Annotated in this window: 18 protein-coding genes and 1 other RNA gene; 5 read left to right on the top strand and 14 right to left on the bottom strand. The window is 69.3% G+C overall.

All coding sequences use genetic code 11. From position 1 onward, the window contains the following. Positions 1-105: 105 nt before the first annotated feature. Positions 106-1071, top strand: coding sequence for an ATP-binding protein (locus AMK34_RS30165; RefSeq protein ID WP_073847577.1), 966 nt, complete (start codon positions 106-108; stop codon positions 1069-1071). A gap of 350 nt (positions 1072-1421) precedes the next feature. On the opposite strand, the gene AMK34_RS30160 is transcribed toward AMK34_RS30165, so the two are convergent. The 9 genes from AMK34_RS30160 to AMK34_RS30120 form a co-directional block, all read right to left on the bottom strand. Beyond that, positions 1422-1619: a hypothetical protein gene (locus AMK34_RS30160; RefSeq protein ID WP_007035345.1), complete on the bottom strand. Its 198-nt coding sequence runs from the start codon at positions 1617-1619 to the stop codon at positions 1422-1424. A 34-nt stretch (positions 1620-1653) separates the two neighbouring features. Further along, the gene (locus tag AMK34_RS30155; RefSeq protein WP_443111216.1) at positions 1654-2787 is read right to left on the bottom strand and encodes a hypothetical protein; all 1134 of its coding nucleotides are present in this window, start codon (positions 2785-2787) and stop codon (positions 1654-1656) included. A 93-nt stretch (positions 2788-2880) separates the two neighbouring features. Then, positions 2881-3879: a C40 family peptidase gene (locus tag AMK34_RS30150; RefSeq protein ID WP_038518851.1), complete on the bottom strand. Its 999-nt coding sequence runs from the start codon at positions 3877-3879 to the stop codon at positions 2881-2883. Positions 3880-3883: 4 nt separating this feature from the next. Then, positions 3884-4480, bottom strand: coding sequence for a hypothetical protein (locus AMK34_RS30145; protein WP_073847576.1), 597 nt, complete (start codon positions 4478-4480; stop codon positions 3884-3886). Positions 4481-4483: 3 nt separating this feature from the next. Further along, positions 4484-6649 carry a hypothetical protein gene (locus tag AMK34_RS30140; protein WP_073847575.1) on the bottom strand — a complete coding sequence of 722 codons (2166 nt, stop codon included), beginning with the start codon at positions 6647-6649 and terminating at the stop codon, positions 4484-4486. Further along, entirely contained in the window at positions 6646-9600 is a 2955-nt protein-coding gene (locus AMK34_RS30135; protein ID WP_073847574.1) for an ATP-binding protein, read from the bottom strand. The genes AMK34_RS30140 and AMK34_RS30135 overlap by 4 nt, the downstream gene beginning before the upstream one ends. A gap of 3 nt (positions 9601-9603) precedes the next feature. Then, positions 9604-10080, bottom strand: a complete 477-nt coding sequence (locus tag AMK34_RS30130) for a hypothetical protein (RefSeq protein ID WP_073847573.1) — start codon at positions 10078-10080, stop codon at positions 9604-9606. Positions 10081-10089: 9 nt separating this feature from the next. Then, the gene (locus AMK34_RS30125) at positions 10090-10356 is read right to left on the bottom strand and encodes a hypothetical protein (protein ID WP_005166545.1); all 267 of its coding nucleotides are present in this window, start codon (positions 10354-10356) and stop codon (positions 10090-10092) included. A gap of 443 nt (positions 10357-10799) precedes the next feature. Further along, positions 10800-11663 carry an SCO6745 family protein gene (locus tag AMK34_RS30120; RefSeq protein ID WP_038518857.1) on the bottom strand — a complete coding sequence of 288 codons (864 nt, stop codon included), beginning with the start codon at positions 11661-11663 and terminating at the stop codon, positions 10800-10802. 292 nt (positions 11664-11955) lie between these two features. Between AMK34_RS30120 and AMK34_RS30115 the strand changes: the two genes are divergently transcribed. Genes AMK34_RS30115 through AMK34_RS30100 form a run of 4 tightly spaced genes read left to right on the top strand, consistent with a single transcriptional unit; the run spans position 11956 to position 14648 of the window. Continuing rightward, entirely contained in the window at positions 11956-12456 is a 501-nt protein-coding gene (locus tag AMK34_RS30115) for a YbaB/EbfC family nucleoid-associated protein (protein ID WP_073847572.1), read from the top strand. A 25-nt stretch (positions 12457-12481) separates the two neighbouring features. Then, entirely contained in the window at positions 12482-12814 is a 333-nt protein-coding gene (locus AMK34_RS30110) for a hypothetical protein (RefSeq protein ID WP_038518861.1), read from the top strand. 5 nt (positions 12815-12819) lie between these two features. Next, a complete protein-coding gene (locus tag AMK34_RS30105; protein WP_073847571.1) occupies positions 12820-13962 on the top strand; it encodes a hypothetical protein in 1143 nt (380 codons plus the stop codon). Positions 13963-14012: 50 nt separating this feature from the next. Then, the gene (locus AMK34_RS30100; RefSeq protein ID WP_073847570.1) at positions 14013-14648 is read left to right on the top strand and encodes a hypothetical protein; all 636 of its coding nucleotides are present in this window, start codon (positions 14013-14015) and stop codon (positions 14646-14648) included. Between the two features lie 98 nt (positions 14649-14746). On the opposite strand, the gene rnpB is transcribed toward AMK34_RS30100, so the two are convergent. The 5 genes from rnpB to AMK34_RS30075 form a co-directional block, all read right to left on the bottom strand. After that, positions 14747-15145: RNase P RNA component class A (rnpB, locus tag AMK34_RS30095), an RNA gene on the bottom strand. Between the two features lie 14 nt (positions 15146-15159). After that, positions 15160-15720, bottom strand: a complete 561-nt coding sequence (locus AMK34_RS30090) for a COG4315 family predicted lipoprotein (RefSeq protein WP_228694698.1) — start codon at positions 15718-15720, stop codon at positions 15160-15162. Continuing rightward, entirely contained in the window at positions 15641-16924 is a 1284-nt protein-coding gene (locus AMK34_RS30085) for an NAD(P)/FAD-dependent oxidoreductase (RefSeq protein WP_038518868.1), read from the bottom strand. The genes AMK34_RS30090 and AMK34_RS30085 overlap by 80 nt, the downstream gene beginning before the upstream one ends. Beyond that, on the bottom strand, positions 16921-17730 hold the full coding sequence (locus AMK34_RS30080; RefSeq protein WP_073847569.1) for a ferredoxin: 810 nt from the start codon (positions 17728-17730) through the stop codon (positions 16921-16923). Before AMK34_RS30080 ends, AMK34_RS30085 begins: the two co-directional genes overlap by 4 nt. Further along, positions 17727-18377, bottom strand: coding sequence for a DUF4142 domain-containing protein (locus AMK34_RS30075; protein ID WP_073847568.1), 651 nt, complete (start codon positions 18375-18377; stop codon positions 17727-17729). Before AMK34_RS30075 ends, AMK34_RS30080 begins: the two co-directional genes overlap by 4 nt. Positions 18378-18427: the final 50 nt, after the last annotated feature.

Genomic DNA, 18427 nt, shown 5'->3' with positions numbered 1-18427 from the left:
ATCCGGCGCCGTTGATCGCCCGTTCGGGTGCGGGCCGGTCGGGTGTACGTTACGGATCGAAATGAAAACCGATACCCTTTTCAAAACGACAGGAAGGGCCGTGGCGTGAAGATCGCGTTCGTCGGGAAGGGCGGCAGCGGCAAGACCACGCTGGCGTCGCTGTTCACCGCGTACCTGGCAGGCGGCGGGAAACCGGTGCTGGCGATCGACGCGGACATCAACCAGCATCTCGCCGTCGCGCTCGGCGCGAGCGAGGAAGAGGCCATCGCGTGGCCGACGCTGGGCGACAACATGGGCCTGATCAAGGAGTACCTGCGCGGCGACAACCCGCGGATCGCCGACGCGGCCTCGATGATCAAGACGACGCCGCCGGGGCGCGGGTCGCGGCTGGTCCGGCCGTTCGAGGACAACCCGATCTTCGAGGCGTGCTTCCGCGAGTTCGGCGGCGTGCGGCTCGGCGTCACCGGGCAGTTCGACGAGGACGACCTCGGCGTCGCGTGCTACCACTCGAAGGTCGGCGCGGCGGAACTGCTGCTGAACCACATGATCGACGACGCGGGCGAGTACGTCGTCATGGACATGACCGCGGGCGCCGACGCGTTCGCGTCCGGGCTGTTCACGCGGTTCGACGTGACGTTCCTGGTGTGCGAGCCGACCGTGCGCAGCGTCGGCGTGTACCGGCAGTACGCCGACTATGCGCGGGACTTCGGCGTGCGGCTGGTCGTCGTGGGCAACAAGGTGACCGAGGACGAGGACATCGAGTTCCTGCGCGAAGAGGTCGGCGACGCCCTGCTGGGCTGGATGGAGAACTCGCGGCACGTCCGCGCCGCCGAACGCGGCCGCGCGCGCCCGATCGGCGAACTCGAGGCGCACAACCTCGGGACGCTGGGCTCGATGCTCGCGACCGTCGACGGCGAGCGGCGCGACTGGGCCCGCTACCAGCGGCAGGGCGTCGAGTTCCACCTGCGCAACGCGCGGGCGTGGGGCAGCGGGCGGGCCGGGGAAGACCTCACGGCCCAGGTGGACCCGGAGTTCGTGCTGGGACCGGCACTCGCCGGTCAGGATGCCTGATCGATCACGTGAGCGCGGTCGGATCGGTCCCTGAAAGTACATAAAGGCCCCCTTCCTTGCGCCAGGCGCAAGGAAGGGGGCCTTCATGTACTTGGGGAAGGTGTGAAGGTCGAGTTTCCTCGGCTGAGCCGAGGGATGGGGGCCTTCACGCGCCGCCGTGGTGATTGCTGTGGTTGCTGGTGCAGGTGAGCTGCAGGTGACGATCTCTAAAGGTAGTGAAGGCCCCCTTCACTACCTTCAGGGTAGGCAAGGAGGCCTTCACGGACTGGCGACACAGGGCGGCGGCGTGAGCGAAGGCGTGACTCGCGTGAGTGCGGTGCCTCGCCTCGTGAGTGCGGGCCTGGTGCGGGTCAGTCGCCGTTCCACTTGGCGTCTTCGGCGTCGGCCTGCTTCGTGCGTTCCTTGGCGATTTCCAAGGCGCGCCTGGCCGTCGCCTCGTCCGGGTACGGGCCCAGGAGGTCGATGCTGCGGCCTCGTTCCAGGTGCTCGACCTGGTTCGTCTTGGTGTTGAAGTACCAGCCCTGATCCGGGTTCGGGTCGCTCGACATACGTCAAGCCTGACATCACCCGGACGTCCTGTCATCACTTGCGATAGCGGTAGGGGATCTCCGTCGGATCGCCGGTCGGGCCGAACTCGCCGCCCTCGGGCTGATCCACCTTCGAACTTTCCGGCACGTTCTCGGCGAGCTCGTCGAACCAGCCCCGGTGCATCGGCACACCACGCGGCGGAGTCGCCGGTTCCGGCGCGAGGGGAATCCCCTGCGGGGGTGACGCCGGCATCGCGGCCGACGGCGGCGCCGTGACAGGCGGATCGGGAGGACTGACGGGCGGCTCCGGCTCGGCCGGACTCGCCGCGGCGGGTCGCACCTCCGGAGTGGCCGGAGGGGCGCTGACCGCCGGCGGCTGCATCCGGCTGGGCTGGGGCAGCGGAGGCGGCGCCTGGGCCGGGGGCGCCTGGGACACGGGTGGCTGAGGCGCGGGCGCCTGCTGAGAAGCGGGCGCCTGGGGTGCAGGAGTCTGGGCCGCCTGGGGTGCAGGCGCCTGAGGTGCAGGGGCTTGAGGTGCGGGAGCCCCGTGATTGCCCGGCAACGGCGGAGCGGGCGGCCCGGCAGGCGGCGCGACCGTACGCCACACCGGCGCGGGTCCGATGTTCATCGGCGCCGGAGCACGCGGCGGCTGCCCGGTCGCGGGCGGCACGGCCTGCGAAGGCGGCGGAGGCGCCTGGCGCTGCGAAGGCTTCGGGATCGGGTCCAGGCACGAGACGAGCACAGTGGTGTTCGCCGGATCTTCGACCTTCCGCCCACTGCGCTCGCGGTAGATCATCTCGCCTTCGGTGTCCATCTCGACCAGGTAGCCGGCCTCCGCCAGCTGCTCTTCGTCGAGGTCGACGAGCTTTTCGTAGCGCGACGGGACGACACGGTAGATCGGCCAGGCGAGCCTGCCGTTCTCCTGATGGAACTGCGCCAGCAACGCGGCCATCTGCTGCTGCCAGGGCAGCGACATCCCCTCGGCCAGCGAACGCGGCAACACGACGTAACCGGGGTCGACGCCCGGCCAGCCCTGGTTCAGCTGATCGGCCAGCGGCGTGCTCGACGCCGGCCGCGCCGCCTGCCGCGCGGGCTGGGCGGTGCCGAAGAGATCGCGGGGATCGACCTCCGGGCCGTTCCCCGCCGCGGGCTTGCCTCGCCTTCCGAATTTCCGTGCCACGTTCTTCATCCTCTGCCAGTGTGCGGCCGCTCGCCGGTGGACAGGCCGCCACTTCGGGTGAATCGGATGGTCCCGCGATCGCGATACCACGCTTTCACCATGCTAAACGCCAGGACGGACCGCCTGCGCGACCACTTCGGCCTCGTCGAAGGAGAAGTCGCGGATGTGCACCGGCACCCCGGTCTGCTGCGCTTCGACGATCTTGCCGTCACCCAGGTACATCATCACGTGGTGGATGGTCGCCGGGTTCGACGGCACGGTGGCGAGGAACAGCAGATCACCCGGCTGCGCCTGACGCACCGGCAGCATCGCGCCGCCCTTGTACTGGTCACGCGAAACCCGCGGAATGATGATCCCCGCCGACTCGTAGGCCCGCAGCATCAGGCCGGAGCAGTCATAGCTGTTCGGACCGGTGGCGCCCCAGACGTACGGCTTGCCCTGCTCGGCGAGGGCGAACTTGATGGCCTGCGCGGCCGCCTGGCTCGGCGGCACGACACTGCCCACGCTCGTCCCGCAGCCGACGACGTCGACGATCTGGCCCTCGTTCTGCACGAGGAGCGCCGCCATCGGTTCCCAGTTGTGGTACCGGTCGGGGAAGCCGGACCGCTCGACGCGCTGGGCGGCGTCGCCGGGCCGCATGTTCTCCCAGTCCGGCACCGCGAGCAGCACGTCGAAGAACTTGTTGACCTGGTACGGCGGGTCGGTGACCTGGGCGACGGTGCCCCAGCCCATCGACGGCCGCATCTGGAAGATGCCGAGCGAGTCGCGGTCGCCGTAGGTCAGGTTCCGCAGTTTGGACTCGGTCATCCCGGCCTGGATCGCCACCTGCCACGCGCGCGGGGACAGCGTGCGCTGCTTGCCGATCGAGATGATCAGCGCGACGATCCCCTTCTGTTCCTCGTCCAGCTTGTTGATGTCCGAAGAACCGCGATCGGTCTGCCCCGGCAGGGTCGGCCCGACCGACGCGTCGCACGAGGTCTTGACGATCCCGCCCGACTGGGCCTCCACGTGGTCGGTCACCACCTTGGTGACCGTGCTCGTGGTGACCACCGCGGCGAAGACCGCGGCGATCAGCACGCCGACGATGATCCCGATCTTCATCGGGTCAGCCCGCTTGCGTGTACTTGGTGACCCGCCATCCCGGGTTCGTCTTGACGACGGTGACCCGGACCTTGGGCCCGTCCGTCGCGACGTCGACCTCCATCGACCCCGTGACCGAGGAGGCGACCTGCGGCTCCCCGGTCACTCTGGTCGCGGTGATGTTCGCGGGATCCACCGAGGTCATTTCCCCGGCGAGGTACTCCTCGGTGGTGTACGGCTTCAAGCCGTTCAGCCACTGCTCGGTCGTCGTGCCGTCGGGATGATTCGCCCATGCCGTCACCCACTCCTTGGCGACCCGGATCCCGTCCTGGTCAGGTGGCGCGGAAGACGGCGGCGGCTGGGTGGTGAGCCTCGGCGGCAAGGTCGACGTCACGGTCACCGGCGCCGCGACGCCGGTTCGCGAGGTGGTCGTCGCCGAAGCACCCGGCCCGTTGGCCGTCTGTCCCGGTTTTCCGATGGCCTTGGGCAGCAGGATGCCCAGCGCGGTGAGCACCACCGCGAGGATCACCAGCGTGCCGATGAGGTGCCGGGGCGAGCGCAGCGGCCAGCCCCACAGTCTGCGGTAGACCGCGGTACGGCCGCGGTTGGTCCGGATCGGCATGGATCACCGACCCACGGCGTGGTCTGTGTCCCGGACTTCCTCGCGGACCTCCAGCCCGCGCGAAGGCCGGTACAGCACGAAGACCGGCTTGCCCGCGACGACTTCGGGGTCGACGCGACGCGGACGCGGCGTCGACGGTCCCGCCTGTACCGGCACGGCACCCGAATAGTCCGGTGTGGTGTAGCCGCCACCCGCGGAGTTCATCCGTGACGGCACCACGACCGGCTCCGGTTCGTCGCTCCAGCGCCGGTCGGCGACCGGCGAGGTGTCGACCCGGCGGCTCGGGACCTGGATCGGGCTCCGCCCGCCCGAGGTGAACATCGAGTCGCCCGGATTGCCCGCGGACGGGTTGTACTGGCCGAACACCGGGACGCCTCCACCACCACCGGCGGGCAGCGCGGGCAGGCCGCCGCCACCGCCGACCGCGCCCGGCCACGGCGCTCCCGACCACGCCGCCGCGGGGCGGATGGCGCCGGAACCGTTGTCGAGCCGCTGGGAGCTGGCGAAGATCGTCGCCTCGGGCCGGAACCGCCCGCCGCCGACCGTCGCCCCCACGGGACCGCGAAGGTCTCCGTCGACGACGTCGTCGGTGTCGCGGACGTTCTGCCAGAACGCGTCCTGCGGGGTCGGTTCGTTGTTCTTCTTGCGGAAGCGGGAGAAGAGCCCGCTGCGCGGCGAGGGCATCGCGCCGCCGACCATGCCGACGGACATCTCGACCATTTGCCACAGCCGCCGCACGGGGCGCCCGACCATGAACAGCAGCACGGTGATGATGGCCGCCAGCGCCATCTTCGTCAGCAGGGACAAGGAGTTCCCCGCGGTGAAGATCGCCTCCAGCAGGAGCGTGTGCACGCCGGCCAGTACCGAGAGCACCATCAGGTTGAAGGCGACCGCGCCGACCACCTTGAGGATGCGCTGCATGATCTGCGGCTGCAGCAACGCGATCAGGCCGATCAGCGGAGCGGTCAGCACGAAGATCCGGATCAGCACCTGCGCGAGCAGCACCGTCGCCTTGGCGAGCAGCTGGAACAGCGAGTAGAAGATTCCCTGGCCGAGCGAAAGGAATCCGGCGCCGACGCGACTGCCGTCCTCGCCCGTGAAGTACCCGGTCGCGGGGCCGAGTTTGGTGGAGATGTCCTTGAACGCCGCCTTCTTGGAGTCCACCAGCGCGGCGTCGGCGTCGCCGCCCTGCTGGATCTGGATCCTGGTGAAGGCCCGCGCGTCCAGGAGGGCCGGACCGTACTGGAGTGCCTGCGGAGAGTCCGGCGTGCCGAACTCTCCACGGAGCCAGTTGTCGTAGACGACACGGCAGTGCAGTTCCGTCGGGACGCGGTCCCACGGCTGGCGGGCGGCCACAGCCTCCGGGGTCGCCTGGCACGGCTGTGCCGCGGGCGGCTGCGGCGGGGTCGGCGGCGGGTTCTTGGCCTCGTCGATGAATCCGGCCTGGATGTTGGTCGTGGTCTGCACGATCGCGTTGTCAATGGGATCGATGAACCGCAGGAGCGCCAGGGAGGACGCGGCCAGCCAGACCGCGGCCAGACCGTACAGCGCCCGTTTGCTGACCGCGGCGAGATCACCGCGCCAGATGTTGCGGAACAACATGATCGACATGATCAGCGCGGCCAGGCCGAACAATTGGGCGTAGATGTTGTTGAAGACCTTGTCGGCCCCCGACTTGACGGCGTTGTACAACGGGCTGAGCAGGCTGCCCTGCAACACGGTGTAGTGCAGGGAGTTCGTGGCACCGACGATGTTCTTGCCGATGTTGAACAGCTGGTTGCCCGCCCACGTGTCGATCGTCGAGTTGGGCGAGGTGATGCCTGCCAGCGGGCCGCAGTCGGTTTCGAACGTGTCCCAGACATGGCCGGCGTACCCGTACACGTTGTACGGACTGCCACCCTCACCACGGGCGATCACGGATGGGTCGAGCGCGCCGACCATGCCCGCGCCGGGGCGTTCCGGGTTCGGTGCCTCACCACAGGCCGCGGCCGACGCCGCCGGAGCGGTCGCCACGGCCTGCAGGCCCAGGATCAGCATGACGACGAACATCGTCGCCCGGCGGCTCGGTCTGGTCTTGCCGGGCCGCGGCCCCTCTTTCAGGCGGCGGCGCAGCGCGTGCCAGCCGGCGGCGAACGCGAGCACGAACGCCAGTGTCAGCACTGTGTTCATGCGGCGTCCCTGCCGGTGCCACCCTTGCCGGCGCGCGCGTGCTCGCCTTGACTCCCGTTCCCGTTATGTCCATTTTGGACGGCGCCTTGCACTTCTCCGGTTTCGGCCGCCAACGGGTCCGGGGCGCCGAGCATCTGCTCATCGGTGAGGCCGACTTCGAGTTCGGCCGCGAGCTCGAGGTCTTCTTCGAGCTCGAAGTCGTCCTCGGGTGGTGTCGGGACGTACTGCTTCTCCTCCGGGACCGCGATCTCGTTGCCCGGCTTCGACGGTTTGGCGTCGGGCGAACCCGGCGTGGTGTCCATGACCCGCCGCAGGTGTTCCAGGTGCGGGCCGGAGAAGTCGACGCGGATCCGCTCCACGCCGCCGGCGCCGTCACCGAAGATGAACTGCCGCGGCTCGACGTCACGCTGGAGATCGCGTTGCGAACCGGGACGGCGGCCAAGCGCCGCGACGACCTGTTCGTAACCGACGCCGACCGGGACCTTCAGCAGGCGCAGCGCGTCCGCCTGGGCGTCGTCGTCGTCGAGACGGCCGACGAACACCGAGTCCAGCAGTGCCACGAAACCCTGGATCTTCAGGAAGTCCGCGGGGATCTGCGAGGACAGCAGCACCCGGACGTTCCACTTTCGCGAGTCACGGGCGAAGCGGTTCATCAGCACGCGACCGGTCGGGACCTCGGAGAGGAAGAACGCCTCGTCGATCCAGACGCCCTTGCGCAGTTCCTTCGGTTTCTCGTAGACCGACCGCTGCGTCAGCCACGCGGCGAGGTTCAGCATCTCGACGCCGAGCGATTCCGCGTCCGTCCAGTACTCGCGCGGGACGCCGTCCTTCGGCAGGGTCAGCCCCGCCATGGTCAGCACGGTCATCCGGTCGTCGCGGGTCTCGGAGTACGGGTCCGCGTCGGTCTCCGGGATGAGCAGCGCCATCCGCTCGCGCATCTCGTCGAGGAAGTCCGCGACGACGACGGCGTGCTCGTGGTGCTCGCTGGAGTCCCGGCGCAGCGCGTCGATCACCTGGCCGGGGTCGGCGTCGAACCGGCCGCCGACCGCGCGGACGGCGCGCAGCAGCACGATCCGGGTCTGCGCCATCCGCGAGACCTCGTACGGCAGGACACCGGTGAGGACGTCGAGCACGAGACGACGGCGCGTCGCGCCCGCGAGGGCCTTCTCCCGCCGCCAGGAACGCTCGGGGTCGTCCTCGTCCATGAAGTGCTCGATCTGCGGCTCGGCGACCACCCGGTACGGGTTGAGGATGCCGGGCTGCGCGTTGAGCAGGTTGATCGGCCGCGCGTACGGCCGCAGCTCGGGCAGGTCGCACAGCCGCGACAGTGGGCCCGAGGGGTCGAGGATCGTCCAGTGCGCGCCCGCGCGGAGCGTCTTGTAGACGATGCCGCCGCCGAGGAACGACTTGCCGCCACCGAGGCCCGCGACCATCGCCGTCAGGCCGGAACCGTCCCGGATCTCCTGCGCCATCCACGGGTCCCACGCCACCGGGCGCCGGGTCGCGGTCACGGTCTCGCCGAGCAGGATGCCGCGGCGGTCGCCCACCTCGGCCGTCGCCGTCGGCACGGACGACGCCGCCCACACGACCGAACCGCGGCGCATGTACGCGGCCGAAGCCAGCGGCTCACCGGGGATGAACTCCCTGGCCAGCGCGTACTGCGCCTCGGGATGCTCGACGGCGATCTTCGGCTTGTAGAGGTCGAGAAGCTGCTGGGCCAGGCGCAGCGCGTCGCGCTCCGTCGGCCCGGACACCGCCAGCCGCCACCACGAACGCACCCGGGTGGCCAGCGCGGTGAAGCCCGACGTCATCTCGTCGTCGATCTCCAGCACCCGGCCCGCCTGGCGCGCCAGCGACTGCGGCGGCTCCAGTTCGTGCTCGTCGGTGTAGTGCTTGACCTGCGAACGCACCTTGTTCATCTGGCGCTGCAGCTCGCCCGCGACCTCTTCGGGGCGCCGGACGTAGATCCGCGCGGACACCTCGACCGCGGCGGGCAGCCGGTCCGCGTGCTGGATCCAGGGGTCGTCGACCTCGGGGATCTGCAGGCCGTGCATCTGGCCGACGGTGAGGACCGCGAGATGCCGCGAGACCCCGGCGTTCGACCCGGTCCGGCCGCGGACGGTGACCGTCGGCGCGTACGGCTCGGCGTGGAAATCCGCCGCGTCGGTGAAGCTGGCGAGGTCCTCGGGCTCCCAGGCGGCGCCCGGGACCGCGGGCATGTTGCGCGGCGCGGGCAGGCCCAGCGAGCACGAGCGGTGCATCAGCCAGGACATCTCCTCGGCGTGCACCGGACGTCCTTCGAGCCCGGCGGAGCCGATCACCTGGTCGAGGTGCTCGACCTCGGAGTCGAGCGCGGCCAGCTCGGCGTCGACGGCCTCCGGCAGGATCTTGCGCAGCACCGGGGCGGCGCTCTCGACCGCGCGGTCGATCATCCGCCGGGTCTGCACCTGGACGCCGAGGTAGACCTCTTTTTCGGCCATCGAGCGGCCCATCAGCTGCTGCTGCTCGCCGATGAGATAGTCGTCGAAGGACAACGCGCCCTGGACGTCCTGGGGACGGCCGACGGCGTTGTGCACGTGGGCCTCGGCCCACATGCGGATCGGGTACGGCCGGTTGGTCACGCGCAGGTGCAGCCAGCGGCCCTGGAGCTCCGCGTACTGCCCGGCGATGGCCGCGATCAGGTCGCGGCGCTGCGAGTCCGACCGGAACGACCAGCGCTGCGGCGCGAGCCGGTACCAGGCGTACACCTCATAACCGGTGCGTAACAGGTGCCCGTCGATGCTTCGCGCCGCGATCGACGGGGTATACGAGGGTATGGCCGCCTCTCCGGGCAACCGCCTCCCCTTGCCGGCCTTCTTGGGCTGCGCGGAGCGGACCTGCTGGGGCGGGTTCCAGGCCCCTTGCTGCAGGTCTCGATCACGTTTTCCTCGGCTTCCGCCGCGACCGAACAACGACTACCTCCCGGCCCGAGCCGCGGGGCGGCTCCGACGCGCTCGTGGTGTTCCCTGAGCTCCGGCGCCGCCGCCGTAGCCGTGGTGCTGGTACTGCCGTCTCCTGCGGTGCTTCGGTAGCGGGCGGCTCGCCCGTACCCGGACGCGGGATGCGCTGGCCGCGCCACCCGTGCCCGTGGTCCGTTCTCTTGGTGTGTTGAGCTCTTTCGCCGCCATCGCGGCCACGGCGCCCAGCGGACGCTCGTGGCTGATCTTGGCCGTGATCAATCTGGTGATCACAATTGTGGCGACGAAGGCCCAGGCGGTCGAGAAGAACCCGAAGCTCCAGCCCGCCCACCGTTCGACGGTGAGCACGAGCAGGAAGACCGGGATACCGACGAGCCACGCGACGTAGCGGGCTCTCCAGGGAAAAGTCGCTTTCGGCGGGCCGAGCCATACGGCATCGACCCGGTAGACCTCGTCATCGGTGCGGATACGCAACGCGAGCCCTCAGCCTGTGAAGAGGCCGGCGATCCACTGGCCCACGTTGACTCCGGCGCCACTCACGGCGAGGCCGATGATCGCCAGCGCGATCACGACACCGGCGAGTCGGCGCATGACACCCGCGTTGTCCCCTTTGCCACCGCCCAGCCACAACAGGAGGAGCGCGACGGCCAGCAGCACCAGGGGGATGATGTTGTCGATCAGCCAGGTACGGACGTTGCCGGTGCCGAGCTCGCCGGCGGCCAGCGTGTCGAGGGTGGTCAAGGTCATCATCGCATTACTCCCGGTGCGCGGAGAGGGGGTTCGCGCGGTTCTGGCTCGGTGGTGCTTCGAACATCATGGCGTCACGAGGCGTAGTGGTCAAAGCGCGCTCTGTAGATGTCGTTTTGTCTACAGTTCACAGAGCGAGGCACAGCACCACGACCATCCTCGGTCTCCATCATCGTTGCAAGGGTCGTCTGGATTAACCCCGGCCACCCGTATTTCGCAGTGTGCGAACGGCCTCACTCGCTTGCGAGGCATCTTGCTCACTGTGAGTACGGGTCGGCCGAGGAGAATCCGGCCTCGACCAGTGTGACATGACTCGTTCGGTGGCTTCTCGCGAGTCCGCTGGGTGAGCACGCATTCCACAAAAAACGCGAACGCCGATCAAGCGAAAGTCACGCTTCCGTTACCCAAAGCGAAATCGGGACGGCCATTTTCACTACATAGCGTGATTATCGGCCCGTCGAGAACACATTCGCGGGAAAAGCGCCGGCTTCGACGGCCTGGCGGCTCAAAGGCCCGCACAGCTCGTGAAGCCGTTTCGTCTTCTCTTCGCCGAGATGCTCCCAAGGCCCCGCCGAGGCGGCGTTCGTGGCGACTTCGAGCCGCTCGCGAAGATCGTTCCCGGCCTCGGTCAGGCCGCCCTGGTCATCGAGGACGCCCTGCTCGCGAAGCTTGGCCGCCGCGGCGTCCCACTGCTCGTCGCTCCAGCCGCGGGAGGCCTTGGCCGCCTCGGGCAGGAACCCCTTGCCGGTGGCGGTGTGCGAGACGAGAGCGGCGAGCCCGTCGACCCCGTTGGCGACGAGCGCGGCGATGTGGCCGTCCCCGCGGTGCTCGCGCAACAGGGTGATGGCGTGCCAGAGGACGAGATGCGGCTCGCTCGGCCAGTCGAGGCCGGCGTGCCCGGCGTAGAGGGGGCGCCCGTCGGGCTGGCAGCCGCCGGTCGCCTCGCGGGCGAGTTCGGCCGCCTCGGCGACCGCTTCGGAGCCGAGGGTCTCTTTGCCGAGGAGCCGGGTCAGCGCCGCGTCGACGGCTTCGAACCGGGCTTCGATGATCTTTTCGGGCGTGGCCAGCGTCCAGGCGCGCGGGATGTGGCGGGCGACCAGTTCGGGATTGAAGTTGTAGAACGTCGCCGCGACCACGCCGGGCCCGACCGCGCCCATCGGCGCCGCACGGCCCGCGAAGTACGTCATGCGCCCCGGCCGGAGACCGGCGCCCGTGAGCGCCTCTTCCGTCTCGGGGGCGAAGTAGGTAAGGGAATGCAGTACATCGAACGTCCCGCGGAAACGTCCCGTGACCCGACTCGCTTCACCCATGGGGGCACCCTACCGGCAGGTAGGTATCCGGTGCAGGGTTCGGCGTCGAATGGAGCAAGAGACCTGCCTCGATGCCAGTGGGAGCAAGGGACCTTTGCTACCACTTGGCGGAGCAGGGGGGCGTGTGGTGACCGTGTGGATTTCGTTGCGTTGGGTGACCCGAAATCCACACAGTCCTCGCGAAGGGGAGCAAGGGACCTTTGCTACCACTCCCGAGACGACGCGGGAACCGAACCGGCTCGGCTACGTCATACTCCTGAAGACGGATCACCACAGCGCACGGGGAGCGACGATGTCCGCCCAGATGGAACAACTGATCGCCCAGTTCGAGAACTTCCAGGCCAAGGTGCGCCAGGCCGAGGCGCGCTTCGCCGAAGTCGGCGACATGCAGGAGCGGATCGCGCAGGTCGAGACCTCCGTGACCTCCCCCTCCGGCGAGGTCACGGTCGTCGCCGGAGCGGGCGGAACCGTCACCGACCTCCGGCTCAGCGCGGGCGCCATGCGCCTCGAAGCGGGCCACCTGTCCTCGGTGATCATGAGCACCCTGCGCAAGGCCGTCGCCGGCGCCGCCCAGCAGCAGGCCGGGATCGTGGACGAGACGTTCGGCGAGGCGTTCGGCGTCAACACGTCGGAACAGGTTCGCGAGGCGCAGGCCGAGGCGTTCGGAACCGTCGAGGAAGAACCCGCGTCACAGCAGCAGCAACCGCAGCAGCCATCCCGCCCGGCGCGCCGCCCCGCCCCGCGGGACGACGACGACTACTTCGACGACGGCTCCTTCCTGCGCCGCAGCTGACCGAACCGACCGAGGGACTCCCACGATGTCAAAGGGAATCGAGACGAACATCGCGGCGATCGCCGCGTATGCCCAGCAACTCCCCTATTACGAGCAGGAAGCGGAGAAGTTCGGCGCCAAGATCGACGCCGCCGACGTGACCGACGAGGCGTGGGGGGTCGTCGGGATCTGGGCCAAGCAGGGCTACACCGATCGGCTCGGCGAACTCCGTTCGCTGATGAACGACATGAAGGACGGCGTGGACGGGTTCATCTCCAAGCTGAACAAGGCCTCGGAGATGTACCGGGGCATCGAGGAAGCCGGAAAGGTCGAGTTCGGCAAGCACGAGGCGACCATCGACGAAACGCTCGGAAAGTAGGGGTCATGACCGAGGAGAAGTCGAGCATCGCCGACGGGGTCGACGTCCAGGCGTACGACGAGAGCATGAGCGCGAACCTCGATCGCGCGATGGGGCACGTGCCGGTGGCGGGCACGATCTACAAGTCGGGCAAGTCGATCGCCTCGCACGCCCAGCAGGCGGCCCAGGCGGACAACCCGGCCGAACTGGCTTCCGCGGGTGCCGCGCTGGTCGGAGACGGAGCCGCTTTCGTCGGCGCCGCCGCCACGGACATGGTCACCTTCGCGATGGACCCGATCGGCTGGCTGGTCAGCCACGGGCTGAACATGCTGCTCGAACTGGTCCAGCCGCTGCAGGACGCGTTGCACCAGGTCACCGGCGACGGCCCGGCCATCGGGCACGCGTCGGAGAACTTCGTGACCCTCGCGAACGGCTTCGTCGCCCTCGCCGACGACTTCGAGAAGACCGGTGACGCGGCGCTCGCCGAGTGGGTGGACGACGCAGGCAAGGCCGCGAAGGAAGCGCTGGGCGACTTCTCCGCCGGGATCCGCGGCGTCGGCTCGGCCGCCGGATCGGTGGCCGAGGTGCTGCAGATGTGGTCGATGGTCATGGTGGTCATCGAGGAGCTGATCAAGGGCATCATCACCGAGCTGATCTCCTGGCTGATCACCATCTGGCTGCCCGCGCTGGCCGCGTCGGTGATCAGCTTCGGCAGCTCGGTCGCCGCCGCGATGACCGCGTCCATCGCCAAGGCCGCCAGCGTGCTGCAGAAGGTGACCAAGTACCTCGGCAAGTTCGGCAAGCTGCTCGACACCTTCATCGAGTACCTCGCGAAGTACGCGACCAAGGTCGTGGACATGACGAGGAAGTTCCGGATCGGTACCTACGCCGGTGAGTCGAAGTTCTCGCTGAACGTCCTGGAGAACACCGCGGGAGTGGCACTGACGCCGAGCAACCGGGTGCTCACCACGATGTTCGGGACCTCGGTCGGCGCGCGCCCGCTGGTCTCCGGCGCGGCCGTCAAGGGCGGCATCGGAGCCGGCAAGGCCGCGTACACCGAAGGCAAGGAAGCCGTGACGCCGGAGGGGGAGAACGAGCCGTGGTTCAACAAGAGCGAGATCGGCGGGGACAAGAGCCCGGAGGAGACGCGGGGGAACCTCGACATCTGAGCGACTCCCGGCAGCGGGCGGCGGAAAAGATCTTCGCGCACCAAGAGCGCATGGAGGACAAGGCGGAGAAGGCCCTCGTCCGTCCCGGCTTCCGTGAACGGGTCGAGGAACTGATGGCCGCCCAGTGGCGCGAGCCGGTCATCGTGCTGCGGCTGGGCGACACCGATCTGGGTTTCGACGTGCCCGGCAGGCGCCTGGACGGCACGGTCAAGGGGAAGCGGCTCGTCCGGCGGTTCTTCTGGAACGTGTTCCGCGGTATCGGCGGCGCGTTCGTCTACGTCTTCGCGCTGCTCAACGGTGCGGGCAGTGGCGGCGGCAAGGGCGGTCACCCGTTCCAGCGGGAGATCCGCGTGAAGGGCCCCGCGAACGCGATGGCGCTCGAGCCCGCCGATCGGGTCCGGAAGGCGAGCGGGCCCTGGCTGGTGTGCTCGCCGTCCGCGATCGCGGTGGTGGACACCGGTTCGACCTACCGGGACCTGGCCGACGCGCCGCCGCCGGAGATCCTCTGGCAGGCCAGGAAACCGCAGGCTCCCGCGATCGACTTCCGCAAACGCGTCCTGACCTGGCCGGACGGGTCGAGTTTCGCGTTCACGCTGCACGGACGCACCGAGGAGCGGTATCTGCGGGAGCGTTTCGAGTTCCCGGACACCATTCACTGGACCGGACGGCCGGACGCGCCGAAGTAGCTCGCTCGGTTCTTGAGGGCTGAAGGACGCTTTCCCCGCATGCGATGCGAGGAAAGCGTCCTTCGTCGCGTTCGCCGAGGGCCCCTCGAGAAGTAGTACGGACGAGCCGGCGTGTAAGCCGGATCCTGTCCCCGCCCCGCCTTGCGGCGGCACGGGTGGCGGCCATCCATCTAGGCCCGCCGTCGCCGACGGGCTCGAGCGGCCTACCCGCAGACTCGGGCGGGCAGCCCTCGATCGCCTGCGCAGGAGCCTCGCGGCTCCCTCTTGACCTTGCTCCGGGTGGGGTTTACCTAGCCGTCCTGGTCACCCAGGACGCTGGTGGTCTCTTACACCACCGTTTCACCCTTACCTCCGCCCGCGAAGCGAGCGAAGGCGGTCTGTTTTCTGTGGCACTGTCCCGCGGGTCGCCCCGGGTTGCCGTTAACAACCACCCTGCCCTGTGGAGTCCGGACTTTCCTCGAACCGGTCTCCCGGCTCGCGGCCGCCCCGCCGACTCGTCCGTCGGCGAATCCTACTGCACGGGTGCCGGCAGGCAGTTCAGGTTGCGCCGTCCGTCGGGTTCGACCACGAACCACACGTGGTCGGTGCCCTGCCCGGTCCATTCGCCGGGCCGCGCGTTGGCGAACTTGTAGAGCGGCCAACCGGCCAAGGTCACCTGCTTGGCGCCTTCGGGACGCTTGATGGTGTCGACCAGTGCCGGATCGATGCCGGTCACCAGGGGCGTGCCGGTCGTCGTGACGGGGGTCCACACCGCGGCGCAGTCCCCGAGGCAGGTCGAACGGGCCTTGTGCGGATTGTCGCGTTCGTAGCGGAAGAGCACGGCGCCGGTCTCGTCGAGGACGGCTTGCCCCATCCGTGTCATGTAGACGGCGGTGAGCCGCGTGCCGGGCGGAGGGTCCGTCGGAGTACTGGCGCGCGAAGTGACGGGCTGCGACACCCGCGGGCTGGGGAGCGATTCCGTCACCGGAGCCTGAGCCGTCCGCGACGCGGGTTCAGCCGCCTGCCACCACATCGCGGCGCCCACGACGAGCGCCGCGATGACGACGAGCATGGTCAACCGCGATCGGCGCATCAGGCGTCTCCGTTTCTCCCGGGTGGCTGACGGGGTTCTGTGCCGCGATCTCGTTGGTCCAGTGGAGGACGGCGGACGGGCTGTCGAGGCCGACGACACCGACGAGGCGTCCCTTGCGGACGAAGCCGGTGACGGGCCGTTCGCCACCGACAGGTGAAGCGAGCGCGACGGTGTCGGTGCCGAGCTTCGGGATGCCGCCCGCCTGGATGCGCATGCCGTGCTGTTCGGACCAGAACCGCGGCACCGGCGCGAAAGGCCGCGAAGCCTGCGGCCCGGCGAGGAGGTTCTCCGCGGCCGCACGGCCCATCTCGACGGCGTTGAGCCAGTGCTCCACTCGCCGCGGCGTCTCGTCGAAACGCAGGTTCGGCCATTGCGCGACGTCCCCGGCGGCGACGATGTTGTTCATCCCCAGCACGTGACAGGTCGGCGAGCATACGACGCCGTCGTCGAGCGGCAGTTTCGCCCCGCGCAGCCACGAGATCGACGGCACCGTGCCGACGGCCACCACGACACACGAGACGTCGAGGATCCAGCCGTCGGACGACCGCAGCCGCAACCCGTTCGGCGTGGTCTGCCAGTTGTCGATGGACGCGCCCAGCGCCAGCCGCACCCCGCGCGAGCGGTGCAGCGCCGAGAGCTTCTGCCCGATGTGCTTGCCGACGACCTCGCCGAGCAGATGCGCCGACCGGCCGATGACGGTGACCTCCCGGCCGATCTCGCGCAGGCTGGCGGCGACCTCGCAGCCGATGAACCCGCTGCCCAGCACCGCGACCGGCCCGTGGTCGGCGGCGAGGTTGTCGCGTAGTTCCGCGGCGTCGGCCAGGGTCCGGACAACGACCACCCGCGGATGTCCGTGCGGCACACCGGAAAGCCTTCGCGGTTCGACGCCGCTGGCGATGACGAGCCCGTCGTAGGGCAGTTCCTCGGCCCCGGGCAGATGGACGACCTGGCGGCCCGGCTGCAGATGGGTCGCCGGAGTGTTGAATCGCCATTCGGCGTCGATCTCGTCGGGCCTGGCGAGCATCATCTCGGCCGGGCCGGTGGCGCCGGTCAGCAGTTGCTTCGACAACGCCGGCCGGTGATACGGCGGTTCGGGCTCGTTGCCGACGATCACCAGTTCGCCGTCGAACCGCAGTTCCCGCAACCGTTCCGCGCAGCGCAGCCCCGCCAGCCCGCCGCCGACCACGACGATCCGTTCGCTCATCGTCGCGCCCCCTGTAATCGGATCGCCCGCATCGGACAGGCTCTGGCCGCGGCTTGTACGAGCGGCACCTGTTTGGCGCCGGGTTTCCGGAGGTAGCGCAGCTGTCCGTCGCCCTGCAATTGGAAGACCTGCGGTGCTTCGGCCTGACAGATGGCGTAGCGGTGGCACTTCTTGTCGTCGACGGAGATCCGGACCGGCTCGGCCCGGCCGGTGTCGCCTTCGAGCAGTCCCAGCAGGACCAGCGCCCGCGGCGGTAGCACCCGCAGCACGGTGAGCACGACGGCCGGGGTGAGCACGGTGATCCCGCCGAGCCAGACCGTCGCGAGGTTCCCGTTCGCGGACGCGCCAAGCCAGGAGTGGATCGCGAGCAGGCCGACCGCGAAGTAGCCGGCCTGATGGAACCGCCGTCCCCGGGGATCGGCCGCGCCGCGGCGCGCCGCCGCGGTGACCGAGACGGCGATGAACAGTTCCAGCCCGACGACACCGGCCGCGTGCCGCGCGAAACCACCACCGGCGAACGGGATCAGCAGTGCGAGGACGCCGAACGACTCGTCGTCGAGGAACAGATAGGACAGTCCATGGACGACACCGGTGGCGAGACTGAACACCGCGAGCACGACGTGACCTCCGCGCAACGCCTCGTGACCGGTGACGCGCCTGATCCAGCCGGTGGCGCTCAGCACGCCCCACACCAGCGTCAGGCACATGGTCACGTAGGCGAACCGGGCCGACAGGGCGGCGATGTCCCGCACCCCGCTGTCATGAGGTGACGGGGCCGGGATGACCGCAAGGAGCGCGGAGTTCATACGCGCCTGCCCGATGCCCCGAGCACCCGGACGAGCCCGAAGGTCGCGCCCCCGGCGATCCCCGCCATGAGCACGCCGAGCGCGAGGTCGCCGCCGTCGAGTTCGTCACCGCCGCCGGGGGCGACCATCAGCGAGGTGGTCTCGGCGATGCCGGTGCTTTCGAGCAGGGTCATATGCCGCATGACGGTGTCGACGGCGGTCTGCGCGAAGGACCGCATCGCGTCGTCGCGGGTGGCGGCCCGCACCTGGGAGGCGAGACCGAAGATGCTCCCCTGCGCGGCGCGGGCGCGATTGACGTAGAGGCGGTCGAAGTCGGCGCCGGCGGCCCCGGTGATCTCGTCGATCCAGGAACGCTGTTCCGCGGTGGGCTCGGCGGGGAGTTCGACGCGGACCTTCGAAGCGAGCGCCCGGACCTGGGCGTCGAGCCGGTCGTGGTCGTCGGCGAGTTTCCGGCCGACCTCCCGTACCCGCTGCCCGCTCCCGCGCTGTTCCGCCTGACGACCGATCGGCCCTTCCCACAAACTCCCTTGGCGCACCTGGACGAGCAGTTCACGATCATGGGCGTCGATTTCCGCGAACGCATGGGTGGGCGTTCCCACCCATATCACCAAGCAGGCGATCACCAGTCCGAACAGCCGATAGATCATTTCACCCGTCCCCATCCTCGAAGTGCCTCACTGGGAGTACGGCGAACCGG

Origin of the sequence: Amycolatopsis sp. CB00013, from assembly GCF_001905755.1 — a bacterium.
Taxonomy (GTDB): domain Bacteria; phylum Actinomycetota; class Actinomycetes; order Mycobacteriales; family Pseudonocardiaceae; genus Amycolatopsis; species Amycolatopsis japonica.
This window is presented reverse-complemented; position numbering and strand designations above follow the sequence as displayed.

Excerpts from the sequence above, each read along its gene's own strand:
- AMK34_RS30160 (WP_007035345.1), bottom strand. The coding sequence starts at position 1,619 with ATGTCGAGCGACCCGAACCCGGATCAGGGCTGGTACTTCAACACCAAG.
- AMK34_RS30140 (WP_073847575.1), bottom strand. The coding sequence starts at position 6,649 with ATGAACACAGTGCTGACACTGGCGTTCGTGCTCGCGTTCGCCGCCGGC.
- AMK34_RS30110 (WP_038518861.1), top strand. The coding sequence starts at position 12,482 with ATGTCAAAGGGAATCGAGACGAACATCGCGGCGATCGCCGCGTATGCC.
- AMK34_RS30080 (WP_073847569.1), bottom strand. The coding sequence starts at position 17,730 with ATGAACTCCGCGCTCCTTGCGGTCATCCCGGCCCCGTCACCTCATGAC.
- AMK34_RS30075 (WP_073847568.1), bottom strand. The coding sequence starts at position 18,377 with ATGATCTATCGGCTGTTCGGACTGGTGATCGCCTGCTTGGTGATATGG.
- AMK34_RS30090 (WP_228694698.1), bottom strand. The coding sequence starts at position 15,720 with ATGCGCCGATCGCGGTTGACCATGCTCGTCGTCATCGCGGCGCTCGTC.
- AMK34_RS30150 (WP_038518851.1), bottom strand. The coding sequence starts at position 3,879 with ATGAAGATCGGGATCATCGTCGGCGTGCTGATCGCCGCGGTCTTCGCC.
- AMK34_RS30120 (WP_038518857.1), bottom strand. The coding sequence starts at position 11,663 with ATGGGTGAAGCGAGTCGGGTCACGGGACGTTTCCGCGGGACGTTCGAT.
- AMK34_RS30085 (WP_038518868.1), bottom strand. The coding sequence starts at position 16,924 with ATGAGCGAACGGATCGTCGTGGTCGGCGGCGGGCTGGCGGGGCTGCGC.
- AMK34_RS30155 (WP_443111216.1), bottom strand. The coding sequence starts at position 2,787 with ATGAAGAACGTGGCACGGAAATTCGGAAGGCGAGGCAAGCCCGCGGCG.
- AMK34_RS30105 (WP_073847571.1), top strand. The coding sequence starts at position 12,820 with ATGACCGAGGAGAAGTCGAGCATCGCCGACGGGGTCGACGTCCAGGCG.
- AMK34_RS30100 (WP_073847570.1), top strand. The coding sequence starts at position 14,013 with ATGGAGGACAAGGCGGAGAAGGCCCTCGTCCGTCCCGGCTTCCGTGAA.
- AMK34_RS30125 (WP_005166545.1), bottom strand. The coding sequence starts at position 10,356 with ATGATGACCTTGACCACCCTCGACACGCTGGCCGCCGGCGAGCTCGGC.
- AMK34_RS30145 (WP_073847576.1), bottom strand. The coding sequence starts at position 4,480 with ATGCCGATCCGGACCAACCGCGGCCGTACCGCGGTCTACCGCAGACTG.
- AMK34_RS30115 (WP_073847572.1), top strand. The coding sequence starts at position 11,956 with ATGTCCGCCCAGATGGAACAACTGATCGCCCAGTTCGAGAACTTCCAG.